Annotated in this window: 16 protein-coding genes; 13 read left to right on the top strand and 3 right to left on the bottom strand. The window is 33.6% G+C overall.

Going from position 1 to position 17,683, the window contains the following annotated elements; all coding sequences use genetic code 11:
* Window positions 1-53 precede the first annotated feature (53 nt).
* The 7 genes from AC2DGP_RS01225 to AC2DGP_RS01195 are packed head-to-tail and all read left to right on the top strand — an operon-like array spanning window position 54 to window position 6,750.
* Window positions 54-347, top strand: a complete 294-nt coding sequence (locus AC2DGP_RS01225) for a hypothetical protein (protein WP_484491211.1) — start codon at window positions 54-56, stop codon at window positions 345-347.
* The gene (gene mutL / locus AC2DGP_RS01220) at window positions 347-2,227 is read left to right on the top strand and encodes a DNA mismatch repair endonuclease MutL (RefSeq protein ID WP_484491210.1); all 1,881 of its coding nucleotides are present in this window, start codon (window positions 347-349) and stop codon (window positions 2,225-2,227) included. Before AC2DGP_RS01225 ends, mutL begins: the two co-directional genes overlap by 1 nt.
* Window positions 2,228-2,232: 5 nt before the next feature.
* Complete coding sequence (locus AC2DGP_RS01215) at window positions 2,233-2,964, top strand: rhomboid family intramembrane serine protease (RefSeq protein WP_484491209.1); 732 nt, start codon at window positions 2,233-2,235, stop codon at window positions 2,962-2,964.
* A 4-nt stretch (window positions 2,965-2,968) separates the two neighbouring features.
* Window positions 2,969-3,832, top strand: coding sequence for a rhomboid family intramembrane serine protease (locus AC2DGP_RS01210; RefSeq protein ID WP_484491208.1), 864 nt, complete (start codon window positions 2,969-2,971; stop codon window positions 3,830-3,832).
* A complete protein-coding gene (locus AC2DGP_RS01205) occupies window positions 3,829-4,839 on the top strand; it encodes an endonuclease/exonuclease/phosphatase family protein (protein WP_484491207.1) in 1,011 nt (336 codons plus the stop codon). Before AC2DGP_RS01210 ends, AC2DGP_RS01205 begins: the two co-directional genes overlap by 4 nt.
* A gap of 28 nt (window positions 4,840-4,867) precedes the next feature.
* Entirely contained in the window at window positions 4,868-6,019 is a 1,152-nt protein-coding gene (locus tag AC2DGP_RS01200; RefSeq protein ID WP_484491206.1) for a geranylgeranyl reductase family protein, read from the top strand.
* 5 nt (window positions 6,020-6,024) lie between these two features.
* The gene (locus tag AC2DGP_RS01195; RefSeq protein WP_484491205.1) at window positions 6,025-6,750 is read left to right on the top strand and encodes a pseudouridine synthase; all 726 of its coding nucleotides are present in this window, start codon (window positions 6,025-6,027) and stop codon (window positions 6,748-6,750) included.
* 41 nt (window positions 6,751-6,791) lie between these two features.
* Here the strand turns inward: AC2DGP_RS01195 and AC2DGP_RS01190 are convergent, their stop codons facing one another.
* The 3 genes from AC2DGP_RS01190 to AC2DGP_RS01180 form a co-directional block, all read right to left on the bottom strand.
* Complete coding sequence (locus tag AC2DGP_RS01190) at window positions 6,792-7,955, bottom strand: sigma-54-dependent transcriptional regulator (protein WP_484491204.1); 1,164 nt, start codon at window positions 7,953-7,955, stop codon at window positions 6,792-6,794.
* Window positions 7,956-8,016: 61 nt separating this feature from the next.
* Entirely contained in the window at window positions 8,017-9,333 is a 1,317-nt protein-coding gene (locus AC2DGP_RS01185; RefSeq protein ID WP_484491203.1) for an ABC transporter permease, read from the bottom strand.
* A gap of 4 nt (window positions 9,334-9,337) precedes the next feature.
* On the bottom strand, window positions 9,338-10,267 hold the full coding sequence (locus AC2DGP_RS01180; protein ID WP_484491202.1) for an ABC transporter ATP-binding protein: 930 nt from the start codon (window positions 10,265-10,267) through the stop codon (window positions 9,338-9,340).
* A gap of 139 nt (window positions 10,268-10,406) precedes the next feature.
* On the opposite strand from AC2DGP_RS01180, the gene AC2DGP_RS01175 reads away from it, so the two are divergent.
* From AC2DGP_RS01175 to AC2DGP_RS01150, 6 genes are read left to right on the top strand one after another with little or no spacing between them, the layout of a single operon-like run.
* Complete coding sequence (locus AC2DGP_RS01175) at window positions 10,407-10,856, top strand: MarR family winged helix-turn-helix transcriptional regulator (RefSeq protein ID WP_484491201.1); 450 nt, start codon at window positions 10,407-10,409, stop codon at window positions 10,854-10,856.
* Between the two features lie 18 nt (window positions 10,857-10,874).
* Window positions 10,875-13,277 carry a 3-hydroxyacyl-CoA dehydrogenase/enoyl-CoA hydratase family protein gene (locus tag AC2DGP_RS01170; protein WP_484491200.1) on the top strand — a complete coding sequence of 801 codons (2,403 nt, stop codon included), beginning with the start codon at window positions 10,875-10,877 and terminating at the stop codon, window positions 13,275-13,277.
* A gap of 37 nt (window positions 13,278-13,314) precedes the next feature.
* Entirely contained in the window at window positions 13,315-14,499 is a 1,185-nt protein-coding gene (locus AC2DGP_RS01165; RefSeq protein ID WP_484491199.1) for an acetyl-CoA C-acyltransferase, read from the top strand.
* A gap of 31 nt (window positions 14,500-14,530) precedes the next feature.
* Complete coding sequence (locus AC2DGP_RS01160) at window positions 14,531-16,324, top strand: acyl-CoA dehydrogenase family protein (RefSeq protein ID WP_484491198.1); 1,794 nt, start codon at window positions 14,531-14,533, stop codon at window positions 16,322-16,324.
* Between the two features lie 56 nt (window positions 16,325-16,380).
* Window positions 16,381-16,566: a membrane or secreted protein gene (locus AC2DGP_RS01155; RefSeq protein ID WP_300324913.1), complete on the top strand. Its 186-nt coding sequence runs from the start codon at window positions 16,381-16,383 to the stop codon at window positions 16,564-16,566.
* A 2-nt stretch (window positions 16,567-16,568) separates the two neighbouring features.
* Complete coding sequence (locus AC2DGP_RS01150; protein WP_484491197.1) at window positions 16,569-17,675, top strand: glycosyltransferase; 1,107 nt, start codon at window positions 16,569-16,571, stop codon at window positions 17,673-17,675.
* Window positions 17,676-17,683: the final 8 nt, after the last annotated feature.

The raw sequence follows: 17,683 nt of genomic DNA, 5'->3' as shown, positions 1-17,683 counted from the left end.
TTATTCCTTCATTAATTTCTTTAATTTTGAGGATACAATCAAAATGAAATTATATGTTCGGAACTCCTTTTAAACAAAGAGCTCATTACGTTTTTAACTACAAGCCTCGCTATTATAGTGAGCGTAAAGAACGTTTGGAAAATTTAAAAGGAAAATATGCGGAAGATTCTGAAAACTCAGAAAACAAAGATTACAGAGTTTCCTTAGTAAAAAACAACTTAAAAAATGATTGGGCAAAATCAAAAAAAGGTCCCAATGACGGTGGTTCGAGCAAACGCTTGGCAATAATCATTGCTCTTTTAGTAGGAATCTGCGCCTATCTTTTTGAATTACACACACTTATTTAATGACAGACATTATACAATTGTTACCAGATCACGTAGCAAATCAAATTGCTGCAGGGGAAGTTGTACAACGTCCTGCTTCTGTTGTAAAAGAATTATTAGAAAATGCCATTGATGCAGGAGCTACCAACATCAAGCTGATCATAAAAGATGCTGGAAAAACATTAATTCAAGTTATTGACAACGGAAGTGGAATGACCATGACTGATGCTAGATTGTGCTTTGAAAGACATGCGACTTCTAAAATTAAGGAAGCGCAAGATTTATTCAACTTAAACACTAAAGGTTTTAGAGGAGAAGCAATGGCCTCTATAGCTGCTATTGCCCATGTTGAATTAAAAACCAAACAAGAAGGACAAGACATTGGAACCTGTTTAAAAATAGAAGGCAGCAAAATAACGTCACAAGAACCAGATTGCCCTGCCAAAGGAACTAGCGTAGCTGTAAAAAATTTATTCTACAATATTCCTGCTCGAAGAAATTTTTTAAAATCTGATACCATTGAAACTCGACACATCGTAAATGAGTTTCAACGAGTTGCCTTGGCGCACAATGATATTGGGTTTTCATTAAACCACAATAACTCTGAAGTTTATAATTTAAAAGCAGGAAACTTAAAACAACGAATCGTTGGGGTTTTTGGTGGTAAAACGAATGAAAAATTAGTTCCGATCACAGAGGATACCGATGTTATTAGAGTGGATGGTTTTGTTGCTAAACCAGAGTTTGCTAAGAAAAAACGCGGAGAGCAATTCTTTTTTGTCAACGATAGATATATCAAAAGTTCCTATTTACACCATGCAGTTTCTAGCGCCTTTGATGGTTTGTTAGGAAATGGGTACCATCCATCGTATTTTCTCTATTTAAACGTACCACCAGAAAGTATCGATATTAACATACATCCAACTAAAACTGAGATTAAATTTGATAACGAAAAGATTCTGTATGCTATTATCCGAGCAACGGTAAAACATGGTTTAGGTCAATACAACGTATCACCTGTTTTAGATTTTAATAGAGACTCTTCTATGGATACACCGTATGCATTAGAAGGAAAAGAATATTCTTCTGAACCGAAAATAGAAATTGATCCTAATTTCAACCCTTTTAAAACGGAGGCGGCTTCAAATTCTTATAGCACTTCTACACAATCGAACACAAATACTTACACAGCGCCAAGTTTTGCATCAAAATCAGAACTTCCGGCTTGGGAATCCTTGTATACAGATAGTGCTGAAAATGAAACTTTTGAAATCCAATCAGAACCTGTTCAAACGGAATTAGGTTTGGATTTACAAGAGGAAGAAAAAGCAACTGGTAAAACATTTCAAATTCACAATAAATACCTGTTGAGCACAATTAAGTCAGGTGTCGTTTTAATTCATCAAAACTTAGCTCATCAGAGAATTTTGTATGAAGAATTTTTAGAAAACATTACAGTAAAAGAAGCTGCTAGTCAACAATTATTATTCCCTGTAGAAATTTCATTCACAAAAGAAGAAATTGAAATTTTAAGAGAATTAAAATTAGACCTAGAAAACACTGGCTTTCTTTTTGATAAAATCACCAACGAAAGCATCATTGTAAAAGGTATTCCGACCTCTATCACAGAAAGTCAGATTACAATTATCATAGAACAGTTGCTAGATGATATAAAAGAAGAAGTTCCTGAAAGCAGTTTTAGTCAATTGGATATTATTTCTAAATCTTTAGCTAAATCACTTGCTATCAAAACAGGAAGTAAACTGACTGAAAAAGAACAAGAGAGTTTGGTTTTTAATCTATTCGCTTGCAAAGAACCCTCTATTTCTCCTTACGGAAAAAAAGTTTTTGAAACCTTAACCATTGGAGAATTAGATAAAATTTTTAATTCAAAACTATAATTAACATGGGTAGAATTACAGAAAGCATAAAGCATTTGATTATTATCAATGTCATTTTATTCATAGCACCTCAATTTTTCAAAGGAATTGATTTGCAAACTCTTTTCGCACTGCACTTTCCAGGAAATCCTGAGTTTGGGGTTTGGCAATATCTTACGCATATATTTATGCACGGAAGTTTTTCACATATCTTGTTTAATATGTATGGACTTTGGGCATTTGGGACACCTTTGGAACAAATGTGGGGTAGAAATAAATTTTTATTTTTCTATTTCTCAGCAGGAATTGGAGCTGGATTGATTTATACAGCTGTCAATTATTATCAATTCAATGGATTCTACGAACAATTAATTTCTGATGGCTTAAGTAGTGGTGATATCCAGAATCTTTTAGACACTGGTAAATATAATGCCAATATGGTTAGTTTATCAAATGAAGCTTTAAGTGAATTTTTCAGTTTATATCACACACCTGCCGTTGGGGCTTCTGGAGCCATTTATGGAGTGTTAGTTGCATTTGGATTATCTTTCCCTGAATCTAAATTAGCTTTGATATTCTTTCCCGTACCCATCGCTGCAAAATATTTTATACCCGTGATGATCCTTGGAGATTTATTCTTTGGGGTTACCAAATATTCTATTGGAAACGTAGCGCATTTTGCTCATATTGGAGGTGCCTTAATCGGTTTTATTATTGCTTGGTACTGGAAAAACAATCAATTCAAACGCTGGGATTAATCATATGAATAAGTATCTAAACAAATACAATCAAGGAACTATTGTAGAAAAACTCATCTATATAAATGTTGTAGTATTTCTATTGACATTTCTATTAAATTCCTTTGGCTTTTTGTTTCAATCCAACTCGAATATTGTGATGGATTGGTTTTCCATGCCTTCAGATATCGATTCCTTTTTATTGAGACCTTGGAGTATTGTTTCTTATGGATTTCTTCATGCAGGGTTCTTTCACATCCTTTCCAATTTATTGGTTTTATATTACATAGGAAATCTGTTTATTGATTATTTTACTCAAAAACAACTATTGAGTTTTTATTTATTTGGAACCGTTTTTGGTGGATTGCTTTATTTAGTTAGTTATACTATTTTCCCTGCATTACAAAACACAAATGCCACCCTAGTTGGAGCCAGTGCCGCAGTAATGGCGATATTTATCGGAATTGCTACTTACATTCCCAATTATGAAATCAACATTAGATTTATTGGTTTTGTCAAACTATGGAAGCTCGCAGCCTTTTTTGTCGGACTGGATTTAATTCAAATTCCAAGCGGCAATGCAGGTGGTCATTTAGCACATTTAGGTGGAGCTTTATTTGGTTTAATTTATATGAGCCAGATTAGAAAAGGTGCTTTATCTTTCAAAATCAACAATCCTTTTAGTTCTTTATTTACAAGAAAAAGTACTTTAAGAACTGTTTACAAAGCGAAACGAAAAAAAGCGAAGGCGAAACCTTCTGCAAAACCTGTTAAAACGAATCAACAGCAAATCGATGCCATTTTAGACAAGATTAGTAAATCTGGTTATGATTCTTTAAATCAGGAAGAAAAAAATTTGTTGTTCAAACAAGGAAAAAAGAATTCATGAAAAACCTTTCCTTCTTAGATAAAATACTGTTTTTTTTAAATTCTCTAGCAGCATTTTTTTTACTTGCTTCCTATATAATCCCCTATGTCCCTCCAAAAGTAACAGCCACAATCTCTGTATTTAGCTTAGGAATGCCTGTGCTTATCATAATTAATGCTGCATATTTTATTTACTGGATGGTAACAATGAAAAAGCAATTTTTCTTGTCTCTGTTAATTTTAGGTATCGGTTTTCAGCATATCAATGCTTTTGTACAGTTTGGAAATTCTAAGCCAGCTACCGATAAGGAGAATATCAAAATAATGTCTTATAATGTTCGGCTTTTTAATGCTTACAAATGGTCTAAGAAGAATGACCTTGACAAAAACATCTATGAGTTCATCAATATCAAATCTCCTGATATTATTTCCTTTCAAGAATATTTTCAAAAGAAGGACATTCAACTTGATTTTCCATATAAATACATTCTTAACAACAAAGGCTCGAAAGCAAGTCAAGCTATTTATTCCAAATACAGAATAATCAAGAAAGGCTCCTTAGAGTTTGCACGCTCTGGCAACAATGCTATTTTTGCTGATATCATTGTAAAACATGATACCCTTAGAATTTACAACATACACTTACAATCATTTAGCATCGATAAAAACAAAGAGAATTTCGGTGAAAAGGACTCTGAAAAATTATTGAAAAAATTTACGACTAGATTTGTCAAACAACAAACGCAAGTTGAAAAAATACTAAACCATGCAAAAAATTCTCCTCATAAAAATATTTTTATGGGAGATTTTAACAATACCGCTTTTTCATGGATCTATAAAGAACTTAGTAAAAACAAAAAAGATGCATTTATTGAAGCTGGTAATGGCTTTGGAAAATCATTTGATTATATATTTCCATTTCGTATCGACTTTATCTTAACAGATCCCAGCATAGACATACATGATTTTAACACATACAAAGTAAATTATTCTGATCATTACCCAATAATGACTAGAATAACTCTTTGAAATTAATACATTTGCAAAAAACCGAATTATGAAAACATTTGATGTTGCAGTTATAGGAAGTGGACCTTCAGGTGCTTCAGCTGCATTAAAACTGGCAGAAAACGGAATTTCTGTGGTACTTATTGAAAAAGAAACACTCCCTAGGTATAAAACCTGTGGAGGTGGTTTTGTCTATAGAGGTAGAAGAAACATGCCGTTTGACGTAAGTTCTGTAGTTGAAAGAGAGTTCAATAAAATTGATATTTATTTTGACAAAGCTGGAATTCATTTAACCTCAGAAAGAGAAGAGCCAATAATTAGCATGATCATGCGTGATGATTTTGATAATTTAATTGTTGAAAAGGCTAAAAAAGCAGGGATCACTCTTTTGGAAGACCATAAATTAAAAGACATGACTTTTGGAGATGTTATTACATTGCACACATCCAAAGGTGACCTTCAATCTAAATTTGTAATCGCAGCAGACGGAGCATTGAGTCCGACAGCAAAATTAACAGGTTGGGAAGAAACAAGATATCTTATTCCCGCCTTAGAATACGAGGTGGAAGTTTCTCCTGAAGACTTCGAAAGACTCTCTAAAGAAGTTCGTTTTGATTTTGATGCTGTTCCCTTAGGATACGGATGGTCTTTCCCTAAGAAAAACCATTTATCTATTGGAGTGGCTTCAGCACGTAGAACAAAAATAGATCTAAAAAAGCACTACCAAGAATATTTAAAAACACTGGGAATCGAAAAAATTGTAAACGAACAATTTCATGGTTTCCAAATCCCTGTTACCCCGAGAGAGGATGGGTATTTTAGAAAAAACGTATTACTTGTAGGTGATGCTGCCGGTTTTGCAGATCCAGTAACTGCAGAAGGTATCTCTAATGCAATTTTGACAGGTGTAATGGCTGCTGAATCTATTATTGAAGCAAAATTAGACAGCAGTAAAACGGAAGAATTGTTCGAGGCAAAACTTAGTAAAGTATTACTTCCTGAACTGAAAACAGGAGTATACTTAGCTAAATTATTCTATGAAAATGAAAAAGCACGTCACTTTTTAATGAAGATGTATGGACCTCGTTTTTGTGAAGCTATGACGGATGTTTTTATGGGAGAAAGATCATATCCAACGGATATAAAAGCAAGAATTGGTGAAAAAATTAAAGGTGCCATTTTCGATAAATTCAAGATCTAGAGCCCATGGAAACCAAAAGACTTAACAAAGCTATTTCTGAAACTGGATATTGTTCAAGACGTGCCGCTGATAAATTAATTGAAGACGGACACGTTAAAGTGAATGGTGAAACTGTTGGTCTTGGTGTAAAGGTAACTTCAAAGGATACTATTATGGTTCACGGCCAAATGATCACCAAAGAAGTAGAAAATATTTATTTAGCATTTAATAAACCTGTTGGGATTACTTGCACAACAGACACAAAAATTAGAGGAAATATTATTACCTACATGAATTATCCTGAAAGGATATTCCCTGTGGGTAGACTCGACAAACCTAGTGAAGGTTTAATTTTCATGACCAATGATGGTGATATCGTAAATAAAATTTTACGTTCTAAAAACAACCATGAAAAAGAATATATTGTGACTGTAGACAAAAAAATCACAGAAAGCTTTATAAAAAAAATGGGAAACGGAATACCTGTTTTAGATACGATTACCGATAAATGTTTCGTTGAGAAAATCAATGATTATACCTTCAAAATTATTCTAACACAAGGTTTGAATCGTCAAATTAGACGTATGTGCGAGTACCTTGGATATGAAGTCAAGAAACTGAAACGGGTAAGAATCATGAATATCCGTTTGAATAATATCAAACCTGGTAAATACAGAGCTTTTACTAGAGATGAACTTTTAACCATCAATAAATTGGTTGGGAATTCTAGTAAAACAGAAGAAGCTTCTTAAATTAAAAACCCCATTTCTATTTAGAAATGGGGTTTTTAATTTTATTTACTTGCAAACAATTTTACATCTTCTTCAGAAACCTCAGAAGCTCCAAGAATCATCAAACGTTCCACAACATTACGTAATTCACGTATATTTCCAGTCCAATCATAAGCCTTGAGCAAATCTATTGCCTTCGCTGAAAAACTCTTTACGGGTAAGCCTTGTTCCCCTGCCAATATTTTGGCAAAATAATTAACCAAAAGAGGGATATCATCCCTCCTATCATTTAATGCAGGAACTTTTATTAAAATAACAGCTAACCTATGGTAAAGATCCTCTCTAAACCTTCCTTCAGCAATCTCTTTTTTTAAATCTTTATTTGTTGCCGCTACCACTCTCACATTAACTTTTATATCCTTGTCGCTTCCAACTCTACTAATTCTACTTTCTTGTAAAGCTCTAAGAACTTTTGCTTGAGCAGACAAACTCATATCCCCTATCTCATCTAGAAAAATTGTTCCATTATTCGCTGCTTCAAATTTCCCTGCTCTATCTTTATTTGCTCCTGTAAAAGATCCTTTTACATGACCAAACAATTCACTTTCTATTAATTCAGAAGGAATAGCGGCGCAATTTACCTCAACCATTGGAGCCTTAGATCGATCACTTTTCTCATGCAACCAATGAGCCACTAATTCTTTTCCTGTTCCATTAGGACCAGTAACCAAGACTCTTGCATCCGTGGCGGCTACTTTTTCTATCATTGTTTTGATATGTGAAATAGCCTCGCTTTCACCAATCATTTCGTACTTTTTACTAACCTTTTTCTTAAGACGAGTATTTTCAACTATAAGATTATTACTCATTAATGCATTTCTAACCGTTGTTAACAAACGATTTAAATCTGGCGGTTTTGAGATATAATCAAATGCACCTAGTCTCATCGTTTCCACAGCAGTATCCAAATCTCCATGCCCAGAAATCATAATAACCGGAACTTGAGATTTAATTTTCTTTAATTTCTCTAACACCTCAACACCATCCATTTTAGGCATTTTAATATCACAAAGAATCAAATCATACTCTTTTTCCATTACTTTTTCAAGTCCTATCAATCCATTCTCAGCCTCTTCAACATGGTAAGCATCATTTTCTTCACTGATAATCTTAGTCAATACTCTACGTATTGCTGCTTCATCTTCAATTATTAATATATTACTCATTTAAATGGATTTCTTTTAATAGTTTTCAAACTCAAACCTAACAAAACTTTCTCAATTATTATTAATATTTAAGCCATTTGTATAAATCTTTATAGCTAGGTTTTTTACCATACATCAATATTCCTATTTTGTAAATTTTTGCGGCCACATATACTATCCCAACAAATGTAATTACTAAAATAAACATTGATAGGATTATCTCGTACCATGCCACTTCAAAAGGAATACGCATCATCATTACTATAGGAGAGGTAAATGGTATCATTGAAAATGTTGTCGCAACAGGTCCGTGTGGGTCACTAATAACGGCTGCAAAACCAACATAGACTCCTAAAATCAATGGAATAATAACGGGTAACATAAATTGTTGTGTATCTGTTTCACTATCTACAGCCGCTCCTATTGCCGCATAGATTGAACTGTATAAAAAGAAACCTGCAATAAAATAAAATATAAACAGAAAAAACATGCTAATCAACGGTAAATCCAACACTTCACGGACCACTTTAACAATATCATTTATTTGACCAGATGGCATAGAAATATTAGAATTCATTATTTCATTTGATTGCACTGCCATTAAATCAATTCCAATAAAAAACGAAGCGCCGAAACTAAAGGTTATCAGCAATACTCCCCAGATAAGAAACTGTAATAAACCTGCCGAAGCATTCCCTATTATTTTTCCCATTAAAAGTTGAAACGGTTGTACCGAAGAAATTATTACTTCAATAATTCTACTTGTTTTCTCTTCAATTACAGATCTCATCACTGAGTTCCCGTAGACCACTATAAACATCATTATTAAATAACCTGCAGCCATTCCGAGTCCGATTTTTATGCCACTTCCCAATTTTGAAGACTCACCACCTGAAAAGTTTATTTGATGCATACTCACCTGATAACTCGCATTTTTTATAGTCTTTGGTTGAATACCAATAGCTTTCAAGTGAGAAAATTTTAATCTATTCGCTATCTTTTCTTCAATGCCTTTTATGAACATCAAATTGGGAGCATCTATTGAATAAAACTCAATACTTTCAGATAAATCTTTTAAATTAGTGTAGTCTGATGGTAAAAATAACAATCCATCATATTTAGCTTCTTCAACCAATGTCTTACATTTCTCTATTCCTACTTTGGTAAGATCTATATAATACACTGTTTCAGTATTATTGAAATCTTTACTTATTCCAAGCTCCGAATTATCAACAATAACAATCTCCTTAATATTAGATTCGTTTACTTTTGTCAAATAAGCAATCAACAATCCCATACCAATAACTAAAAAAGGACTCAAAAAAGTAAGAATGATAAAAGACTTATTTCTCACTTTAGTCAGAAACTCTCGATAAATGATCAGTTTCAGTTTTTCCATACCACTATACATTTATCTTTTTATTTGACACAGCCTTCATAAAAATTGAATTCATTGTGGGGATTTGTTCTAAAAAATGTGTCACTGTTCCATACGTCTTAATTTTATCAAATAGGACATCCCTTGATTGTCCCTCCTCCAATTTCACTATCAACCTGGTATCCTCATACAACGTTTGAAAATTTGCAGGTTGAACATTATATTCTTTAGACATAGCAAACATTATATCTTCCTCATGATCGGTTTTTACAGCAATTTCAAAAAGATTGGATCTATATTTCTTCTGTAAATCGAGCAGTTTTCCTTCCAAAATTTTCTTCGATTTATGAATCAATACAATATAATCACACATTTTCTCTACAGACTCCATTCTGTGCGTCGAAAAAATAATGGTCGTTCCTTTCTCTTTTAGTTCTAAAATCTCATTCGCAATCAATTCTGCATTTACAGGGTCAAATCCACTAAAGGGTTCGTCAAATATCAAAAGTTTAGGTTCATGTAAAACAGTAACAATAAACTGTACCTTTTGGGCCATACCTTTTGATAATTCTTGAATTTTTTTATCCCACCAATCAGTAATTCCAAATTTTTCAAACCAAATCAAAAGCTTTTCTTTAGCATCTTGCTTAGACATCCCTTTCAATCGCGCCAAGTACATGGCTTGCTCACCTACCTTCATCGATTTATACAAACCTCTTTCTTCCGGCAAATAACCTATTTGCGAAATATGGCTTTGATTTAACTCTTCACCATCCAATAATACGGTTCCTTTATCTGCAAGAACAATTTGATTCAATATTCTAATCAAAGAAGTTTTTCCTGCTCCGTTTGGCCCCAATAGACCAAAAACCGAACCTTTCGGTATAGAAAAAGAAATATCATCTAAGGCAGTATAACTACCATAAAATTTACTCACATTATTTATTTGTAGCAATTTTTTGTATTTTAAAGATAGGATTCAAATATATCAAAAATTAAAAGCCCTTTTTATTTAACAGATAATTTTGTTTTCTATCGAAATAAATTCATATATTTACTGTGCATGCATAATATAATTTATTAAATATTTTTAAATGCCAACAAAAAATAAATCCATAGATCATCAATTAAGAGCAACTTGGCAAACCGTAGCTAAGATGTATAACGAAGAAGCAGCCACTTATGGAAGCACTATGGCTACTGGATTTCTATTACTAAATATTGATTTTGACAAAGGAACCCCCTCTACATCTCTTGGTCCAAAAATGGGCATGGAACCCACGAGCCTTTCCCGACTCATAAAAAAAATGGAAGAAAAAGGATTGATCTACCGAGAAAAAAATCCAGAAGACGGACGAGGTGTTTTGATTAAACTCACTGAATTTGGCATAGAAAAAAGGGAAACCTCTAAGCAAAGTGTTCTACAATTTAATGATATGATTAAAGACAATATTTCAGATTTCAAACTAAAGCACTTTTTTGAAGTCACTGAAACAATTCAAGAATTAGTTTCCAAAAAATTAATATTCAATACTAAACAATAAGCAAGTAAACTCAATCAAATGAAAAAGCACATTAAAAAGATTGCCGTTATTGGCTCAGGAATCATGGGGTCTGGAATCGCATGCCACTTTGCCAATATAGGGGTAGAAGTACTTTTATTAGACATTGTTCCAAAAGAATTGAACGAAAAAGAAAAGTCGCAAGGGCTTACGCTTGAGTCTAAAGTTGTTAGAAACCGAATTGTTAATCATAGCCTATCAACCTCATTAAAATCAAAACCCTCTCCTATTTATAAAAAAGAGTTCGCCTCAAGAATAAAAACAGGAAACTTGCAAGATGATATTTCAAAAATAGCCTCTGTGGATTGGATCATAGAAGTTGTTGTTGAGCGTTTGGATATCAAGCAAAAGGTATTTGAATTAATTGAAAAGCACAGGACACCTGGTACAATTATAAGTTCAAACACGTCTGGGATTCCCATCAGTTTTATGAATGAGGGTCGTAGCGAAGATTTTCAGAATCATTTTGCGGTCACTCATTTCTTCAATCCACCTAGATATTTAAAATTGTTTGAAGTGGTACCAGGGCCATCCTGCAAACCAGAAATTATTGATTTTTTAATGGGATATGGAGAACAATTTTTAGGGAAAACCTCTGTTTTAGCCAAAGATACTCCAGCCTTCATTGGAAACCGAATAGGAATATTTGGAATTATGAGTCTTTTTCACATTGTAAAAGAACTTGGATTGACTGTAGAAGAAGTAGACAAATTAACTGGTCCCGTTATTGGACGTCCAAAGTCTGCTACCTTTAGAACTGTGGATGTAGTCGGTTTAGACACCCTTGTTCATGTAGCAGAAGGTCTACATAAAAATTGCCCAACAGATGAAGCTCATGATCTATTTGAATTACCTGATTTTGTAAAGAAATTAATGGAAAACCAATGGCTAGGAAATAAAAGCAAACAAGGTTTTTACAAAAAAGTGATTTCTGAAAAAGGCAAAAAAGAAATTCATGCATTAAACTTAGATACCTTTGAATATTCGCTTGCACAGAAAATTAAATTCAACACTTTAGATTCTACAAAATCTATTTCCAATGTGATTGATCGTTTTGCTGTATTGATAAAAGGAAAGGATAAGGCTGCTGAGTTTTATAGAAAAACATTTGCCGCTTTGTTTGCTTACAGTGCTAATAGAATTCCTGAAATTTCAGATGAGCTATTTAGAATTGACGATGCCATGAAAGCTGGATTCGGTTGGGAACATGGTCCTTTTCAAATTTGGGATGCTATCGGTGTCGAAAAAGGGATCGAATTAATTGAAAAGGAAGGACTACAATTAAATAATTGGGTAGCAGAAATGCTCAAAGGAGGACAAAAATCTTTCTATTCTGTGACTAATGGAATCGAGAATTATTATGATATTCCATCCCAACAAAACAAAAAGAAACCCGGACAAGATTCATTTATCATTTTAAATCATATTAGAGAAAACAGTACTATATGGTCTAATAAAGAAGCTTCCATCCAGCATTTAGGCGATGGAATTCTGAATGTAGAATTCCAATCTAAAATGAACACGATCGGAGGTGGTGTTTTACAAGCCATCAACAAAGGAATTGATCTTGCTGAACAAGAGTATGAAGCTGTTATTTTAGGAAATCAAGCTGCCAATTTTTCTGTTGGAGCAAATCTAGCAATGGCATTTTTATTAGCCATAGAACAAGAGTATGATGAATTAAACATGGCAACTAAACTATTCCAAGATACTGTAATGAGACTAAGATACTCTTCCGTTCCTACCTTATTAACGCCGAGAGGGATGACCTTTGGAGGAGCCTGTGAAATGAGCATGCATGTAGACAAGGTAATTGCAGCTGCGGAAACATATACTGGACTTGTCGAGTTTGGTGTAGGAATTATTCCGGCAGGAGCCGGTACCAAAGAAATGACTTTAAGAGCATCTGAAGAGTTTTTAAAAGATGATGTGAAGTTAAACCGCCTCAGAGATAGTTTCATAAATATAGCAATGGCTAAAGTGGCTACTTCTGCACATGAAGCTTTTGATCTCGGATTTTATCAAAAAGGCAAAGATATGGTGGTAGTGAATGAACAAAGACAAATCGCAACAGCAAAAAGATATGCTCTTCAAATGTTAGAAGATGGTTATACGCAACCGACTCCTAAAAAGGTGAAAGTTTTAGGACAACAAGTTTTGGGAATGTTCAGAGTTGGAACCGATAGTTTAGAAAAAGGGCATTATGCCTCAGAGCATGATAAAAAAATCGCAAATAAACTTGGGTACATCATGGCAGGTGGAGATTTATCTGAACCGAATTACGTAAGTGAACAATATTTATTGGATTTAGAACGAGAAGCAATTCTGTCCCTTCTAGGCGAAAGAAAAACTTTAGAAAGAATCCAACATACTTTAAAAACAGGAAAACCATTAAGAAACTAATTCACGGAACCTTCCAATCATTAAAAAACTAAAAAAAATGAAAACAGCATATATAGTACAAGGATACAGAACGGCCGTGGGAAAAGCACCAAAAGGACTTTTCCGTTTTAAAAGACCAGATGAATTGGCTGCTGAAACCATAGAACATCTATTAAAAAACACACCGGAACTCGATAAATCTAGAATTGATGATGTAATTGTAGGAAATGCAATGCCAGAAGCAGAACAAGGCCTTAATATGGGACGTTTAGTTTCCTTAATGGGTTTAAAAATTGATACCGTTGCAGGAATGACAGTAAATAGATACTGTGCCTCTGGTTTAGAAACTATTAGTATTGCTGCTGCAAAAATCCAATCTGGAATGGCAGACTGCATAATAGCTGGAGGTGTAGAAAGTATGAGTTACATACCGATGGGAGGATATAGACCGGTACCCAACTACAAAGCAGCGGCAGAAGGGCATGAAGATTATTATTGGGGAATGGGTTTAACAGCAGAAGCTGTCGCTCATCAATTTAAAGTCTCACGTGAAGATCAAGATGAATTTGCATTCAATTCTCATCAAAAAGCATTAAATGCCTTGGATAACAACATCTTTGAGGATGATATTGTTCCTATAAATATAGAAGAAATATTCATTGATGAATCCGGAAAAAAACAAACCAAGAGTTATGAAGTCAAAACAGATGAAGGCCCTAGACGAGGTACCTCAAAGGAAGCCCTCTCTAAATTAAGACCTGTTTTTGCTGCGGATGGAAGTGTTACCGCAGGAAACTCCTCACAAATGAGTGATGGAGCAGCCTTTGTTTTAGTAATGAGTGAAGCAATGGTTAAAGAACTGAATTTAGAACCTATTGCAAGAATGGTTTCTTTTGCAGTAGCTGGAGTTCCTCCGAAAATAATGGGAATTGGTCCTGTTAAGGCTATTCCTAAGGCTTTGGATAGAGCTGGTTTAAATTTGAATGATATTGACCTTATTGAATTAAATGAAGCTTTTGCTTCACAGTCATTGGCAGTTATTAGAGAACTTGGACTAAACCAGGATATCGTGAATGTAAATGGAGGTGCCATTTCACTTGGACATCCATTAGGATGTACAGGAGCCAAATTATCTGTGCAGCTTTTTAATGAAATGAGAAGAAGGAAAAACAAATATGGTATGGTTACCATGTGTGTTGGAACAGGACAAGGAGCTGCTGGAGTATATGAGTTCTTAAAATAAACTGAATTACAAACTAAACAAAACATAAACCATGGGTACAATAAAAGGAGGAGAGTTTTTATTAAAAACAACAAAAGCAGCAGATATATTTATCACTGAGGATTTTTCTGAGGAACAACAAATGATGAAAGAATCTGTCAAAGAATTTATTGACAAGGAAGTTTGGCCACATAAAGAAAGGTTTGAAAAATCCGACTATGCTTTTACGGAAGAAATAATGAAAAAAGCTGCTGAAATGGGCCTTTTAAGTATTTCAGTGCCTGAGCAATATGGAGGAATGGGAATGGGCTTTATTTCTACTATGTTAGTTTGTGATTATATTTCTGGATCTAGTGGTTCATTAGCAACTGCTTATGGCGCACATACTGGGATTGGGACAATGCCCATATTACTTTATGGAACTGAAGAACAAAAACAAAAATATGTACCCAAGCTGGCTAGTGGAGAATGGTTTGGATCCTATTGTTTAACAGAACCTGGTGCTGGTAGTGATGCAAACTCCGGAAAAACGAAGGCTGTTTTATCCGAAGATGGTAAGCACTATAAAATAAATGGGCAAAAAATGTGGATTTCCAATGCCGGTTTCTGTAGCTTAATGATTGTTTTCGCTCGAATTGAAGACGACAAAAACATTACCGCTTTTATTGTTGAATATGATTCAGAAAACCCTAATGGTATCACCTTAGGTGAAGAAGAACACAAATTAGGAATCAAGGCCTCCTCTACCCGTCAGGTATTTTACAATGATACTATGGTACCAGTAGAAAATATGCTTTCAGAAAGAGGCAAAGGTTTTAAGATTGCCTTAAACTCATTAAATGTTGGAAGAATAAAATTAGCTGCAGCCTGCTTAGATGCTTGTAGAAGGGTAACTACCGAAGCTGTTAAATACGCAAATGAAAGACAACAATTTAAAACCCCAATCTCTAGTTTTGGTGCCATCCAGTATAAATTAGCTGAAATGGCTACTAAAACTTTTGTCACTGAATCTGGAAGTTATCGTGCTGCAAAGGACATTCAAAATAAAATAGATGAATATATCGCATCAGGAAGTACGCACCAAGAAGCAGAACTTAAGGGTGTAGAAGAATATGCAATAGAATGTGCCTTACTAAAAGTATATGCTTCCGAAACTGCACAATATGTAACGGATGAAGGAATACAGGTATTTGGAGGTATGGGATTCTCACAAGACACTCCTATGGAATCTGCCTGGAGGGATGCTAGAATTGGAAGAATATACGAAGGAACAAATGAAATTAACCGTCTATTAAGTGTAGGGATGCTCTTAAAAAAAGCGTTCAAAGGAGAATTAGATTTAATTACTCCTGCCATGGCTGTTGCCAATGATTTAATGGCTATACCTTCTTTTGATACTCCTGATTATTCAATACTTTTCTCAGAAGAAAAAGAAATTATTGAAAAGTTAAAGAAAACCTTTTTGATGATTGCAGGTAAGGCAGTTGAAACATTTGGTATGGAACTAGAGTCACAACAACAAATTATTTCTGCTGCTTCAGATATTATGATTGATATATATATGGCAGAATCAACAATTCTCAAAGCAGAAAAACTAGTATCAAAAACATCAGAATCTGAATGCGAATCCCAAATAGCAATGGCTCAATTAAACTTATATAATGCAGTTGAAAAAATAAATAAGCAGGGAAAAGAAGCTATTATTTCGTTTACATCTGGAGATGAACAAAAAATGTTATTAATGGGATTAAAACGTTTTACCAAATACAGTAATTTTCCAAATATTGTTGAACTAAGAAGGCGAATCGCAAAAAAAATGATTGAAGAAAACCAGTACTCTTTTTAACCCTAAAATAGTTGCTTAAAGAAGATTTAATTATCTTTGCAACAAATATTTTTTATATGAAATTAGCAATAATAACATTTATTTTACTTGCACTTGCCTTTGCTGGAATTGCAATTAAAATATGGGCTAAAAAGGATGGTAAATTTGCTGGAACTTGTGCTAGTCAAAACTCCAATTTTAATGAAAAAGGAGAACCTTGTGGATTTTGTGGTAAAATGCCAGAGGATTGTGAAAACAAATAAATATGCTTGATTATTTATTGATTGCTTTTTATGTGGTCATCGTTTTACAGTGTTTGTATTACCTTATATTTTTAACTCCTCTATCGGAGGCTAAGCAGAATAACAACAGAAATAGTCCTCCTATTTCTGTTGTTGTTTGTGCAAAAAACGAAGCCGACAATTTAAAGAAATTTGTTCCGCTTATACTTAATCAAAAATATAATGCATCGTTTGAATTAGTTCTTATAAATGACCGTTCTACAGATAACACAGGCGAAGTCATTCATGAACTTTCACAAGAAAATTTAAATATTAAAATTGTAAACGTTGAAGAATGTGAAAATTTTTGGGGAAATAAAAAATACGCATTAACATTAGGTATTAAGGCTGCCAAATACGAACATTTATTATTTACTGATGCCGACTGTTATCCTGCTAGTGAAAATTGGATTGAACAGATGGCTTCTAAATTTTCCGAAAAAAAATCTATTGTTCTTGGCTATGGAGGATATGAAAAAACTAATTCATCTTTTTTAAACAAAATCATTAGATATGAAACCCTACTTACCGCTTTACAATACTTCTCTTATGCTAAACTAGGAATTCCATACATGGGAGTAGGCAGAAATCTAGCTTATACCAAAAAAGAATTTTTCAAAGTCAACGGTTTTATAAAACATATTAAAATCAAATCAGGAGATGATGATTTATTTATTAATGAAGTTGCTAATCATATAAACACTGGAATTTCTTTATCCATAGACAGCAGCACAGTCTCCATACCAAAAACTAATTTTAAAGATTGGATTTTGCAAAAAAGAAGGCATATCTCAACAGCAAGTTTCTATAAAACTTCGAACAAAATGTTATTAGGTATCTTTTATCTTACCCAAATCCTTACAATAGTATCACCATTTATTCTAATTCCGTTTGTATCCGATATAAGACTACTCTTAATTCCTCTACTTTTTCGATATATTATTTTATATGTCTCTTTCGGTTACTTTTCAAAAAAACTAAAACAACACGATATCATTCTTTGGATTCCTTTTTTAGAAATCTCATTAATTTTCACCCAATTATACATATATTTAAAAAACACAATCTCTACTCCAAAGAACTGGAAATGAACTAGGTT

The organism is Flavicella sp. IMCC45537 (assembly GCF_057197705.1).
The sequence above is the reverse complement of the archived record's forward strand: the minus strand, read 5'-3'. Positions and strand labels throughout refer to the sequence as shown.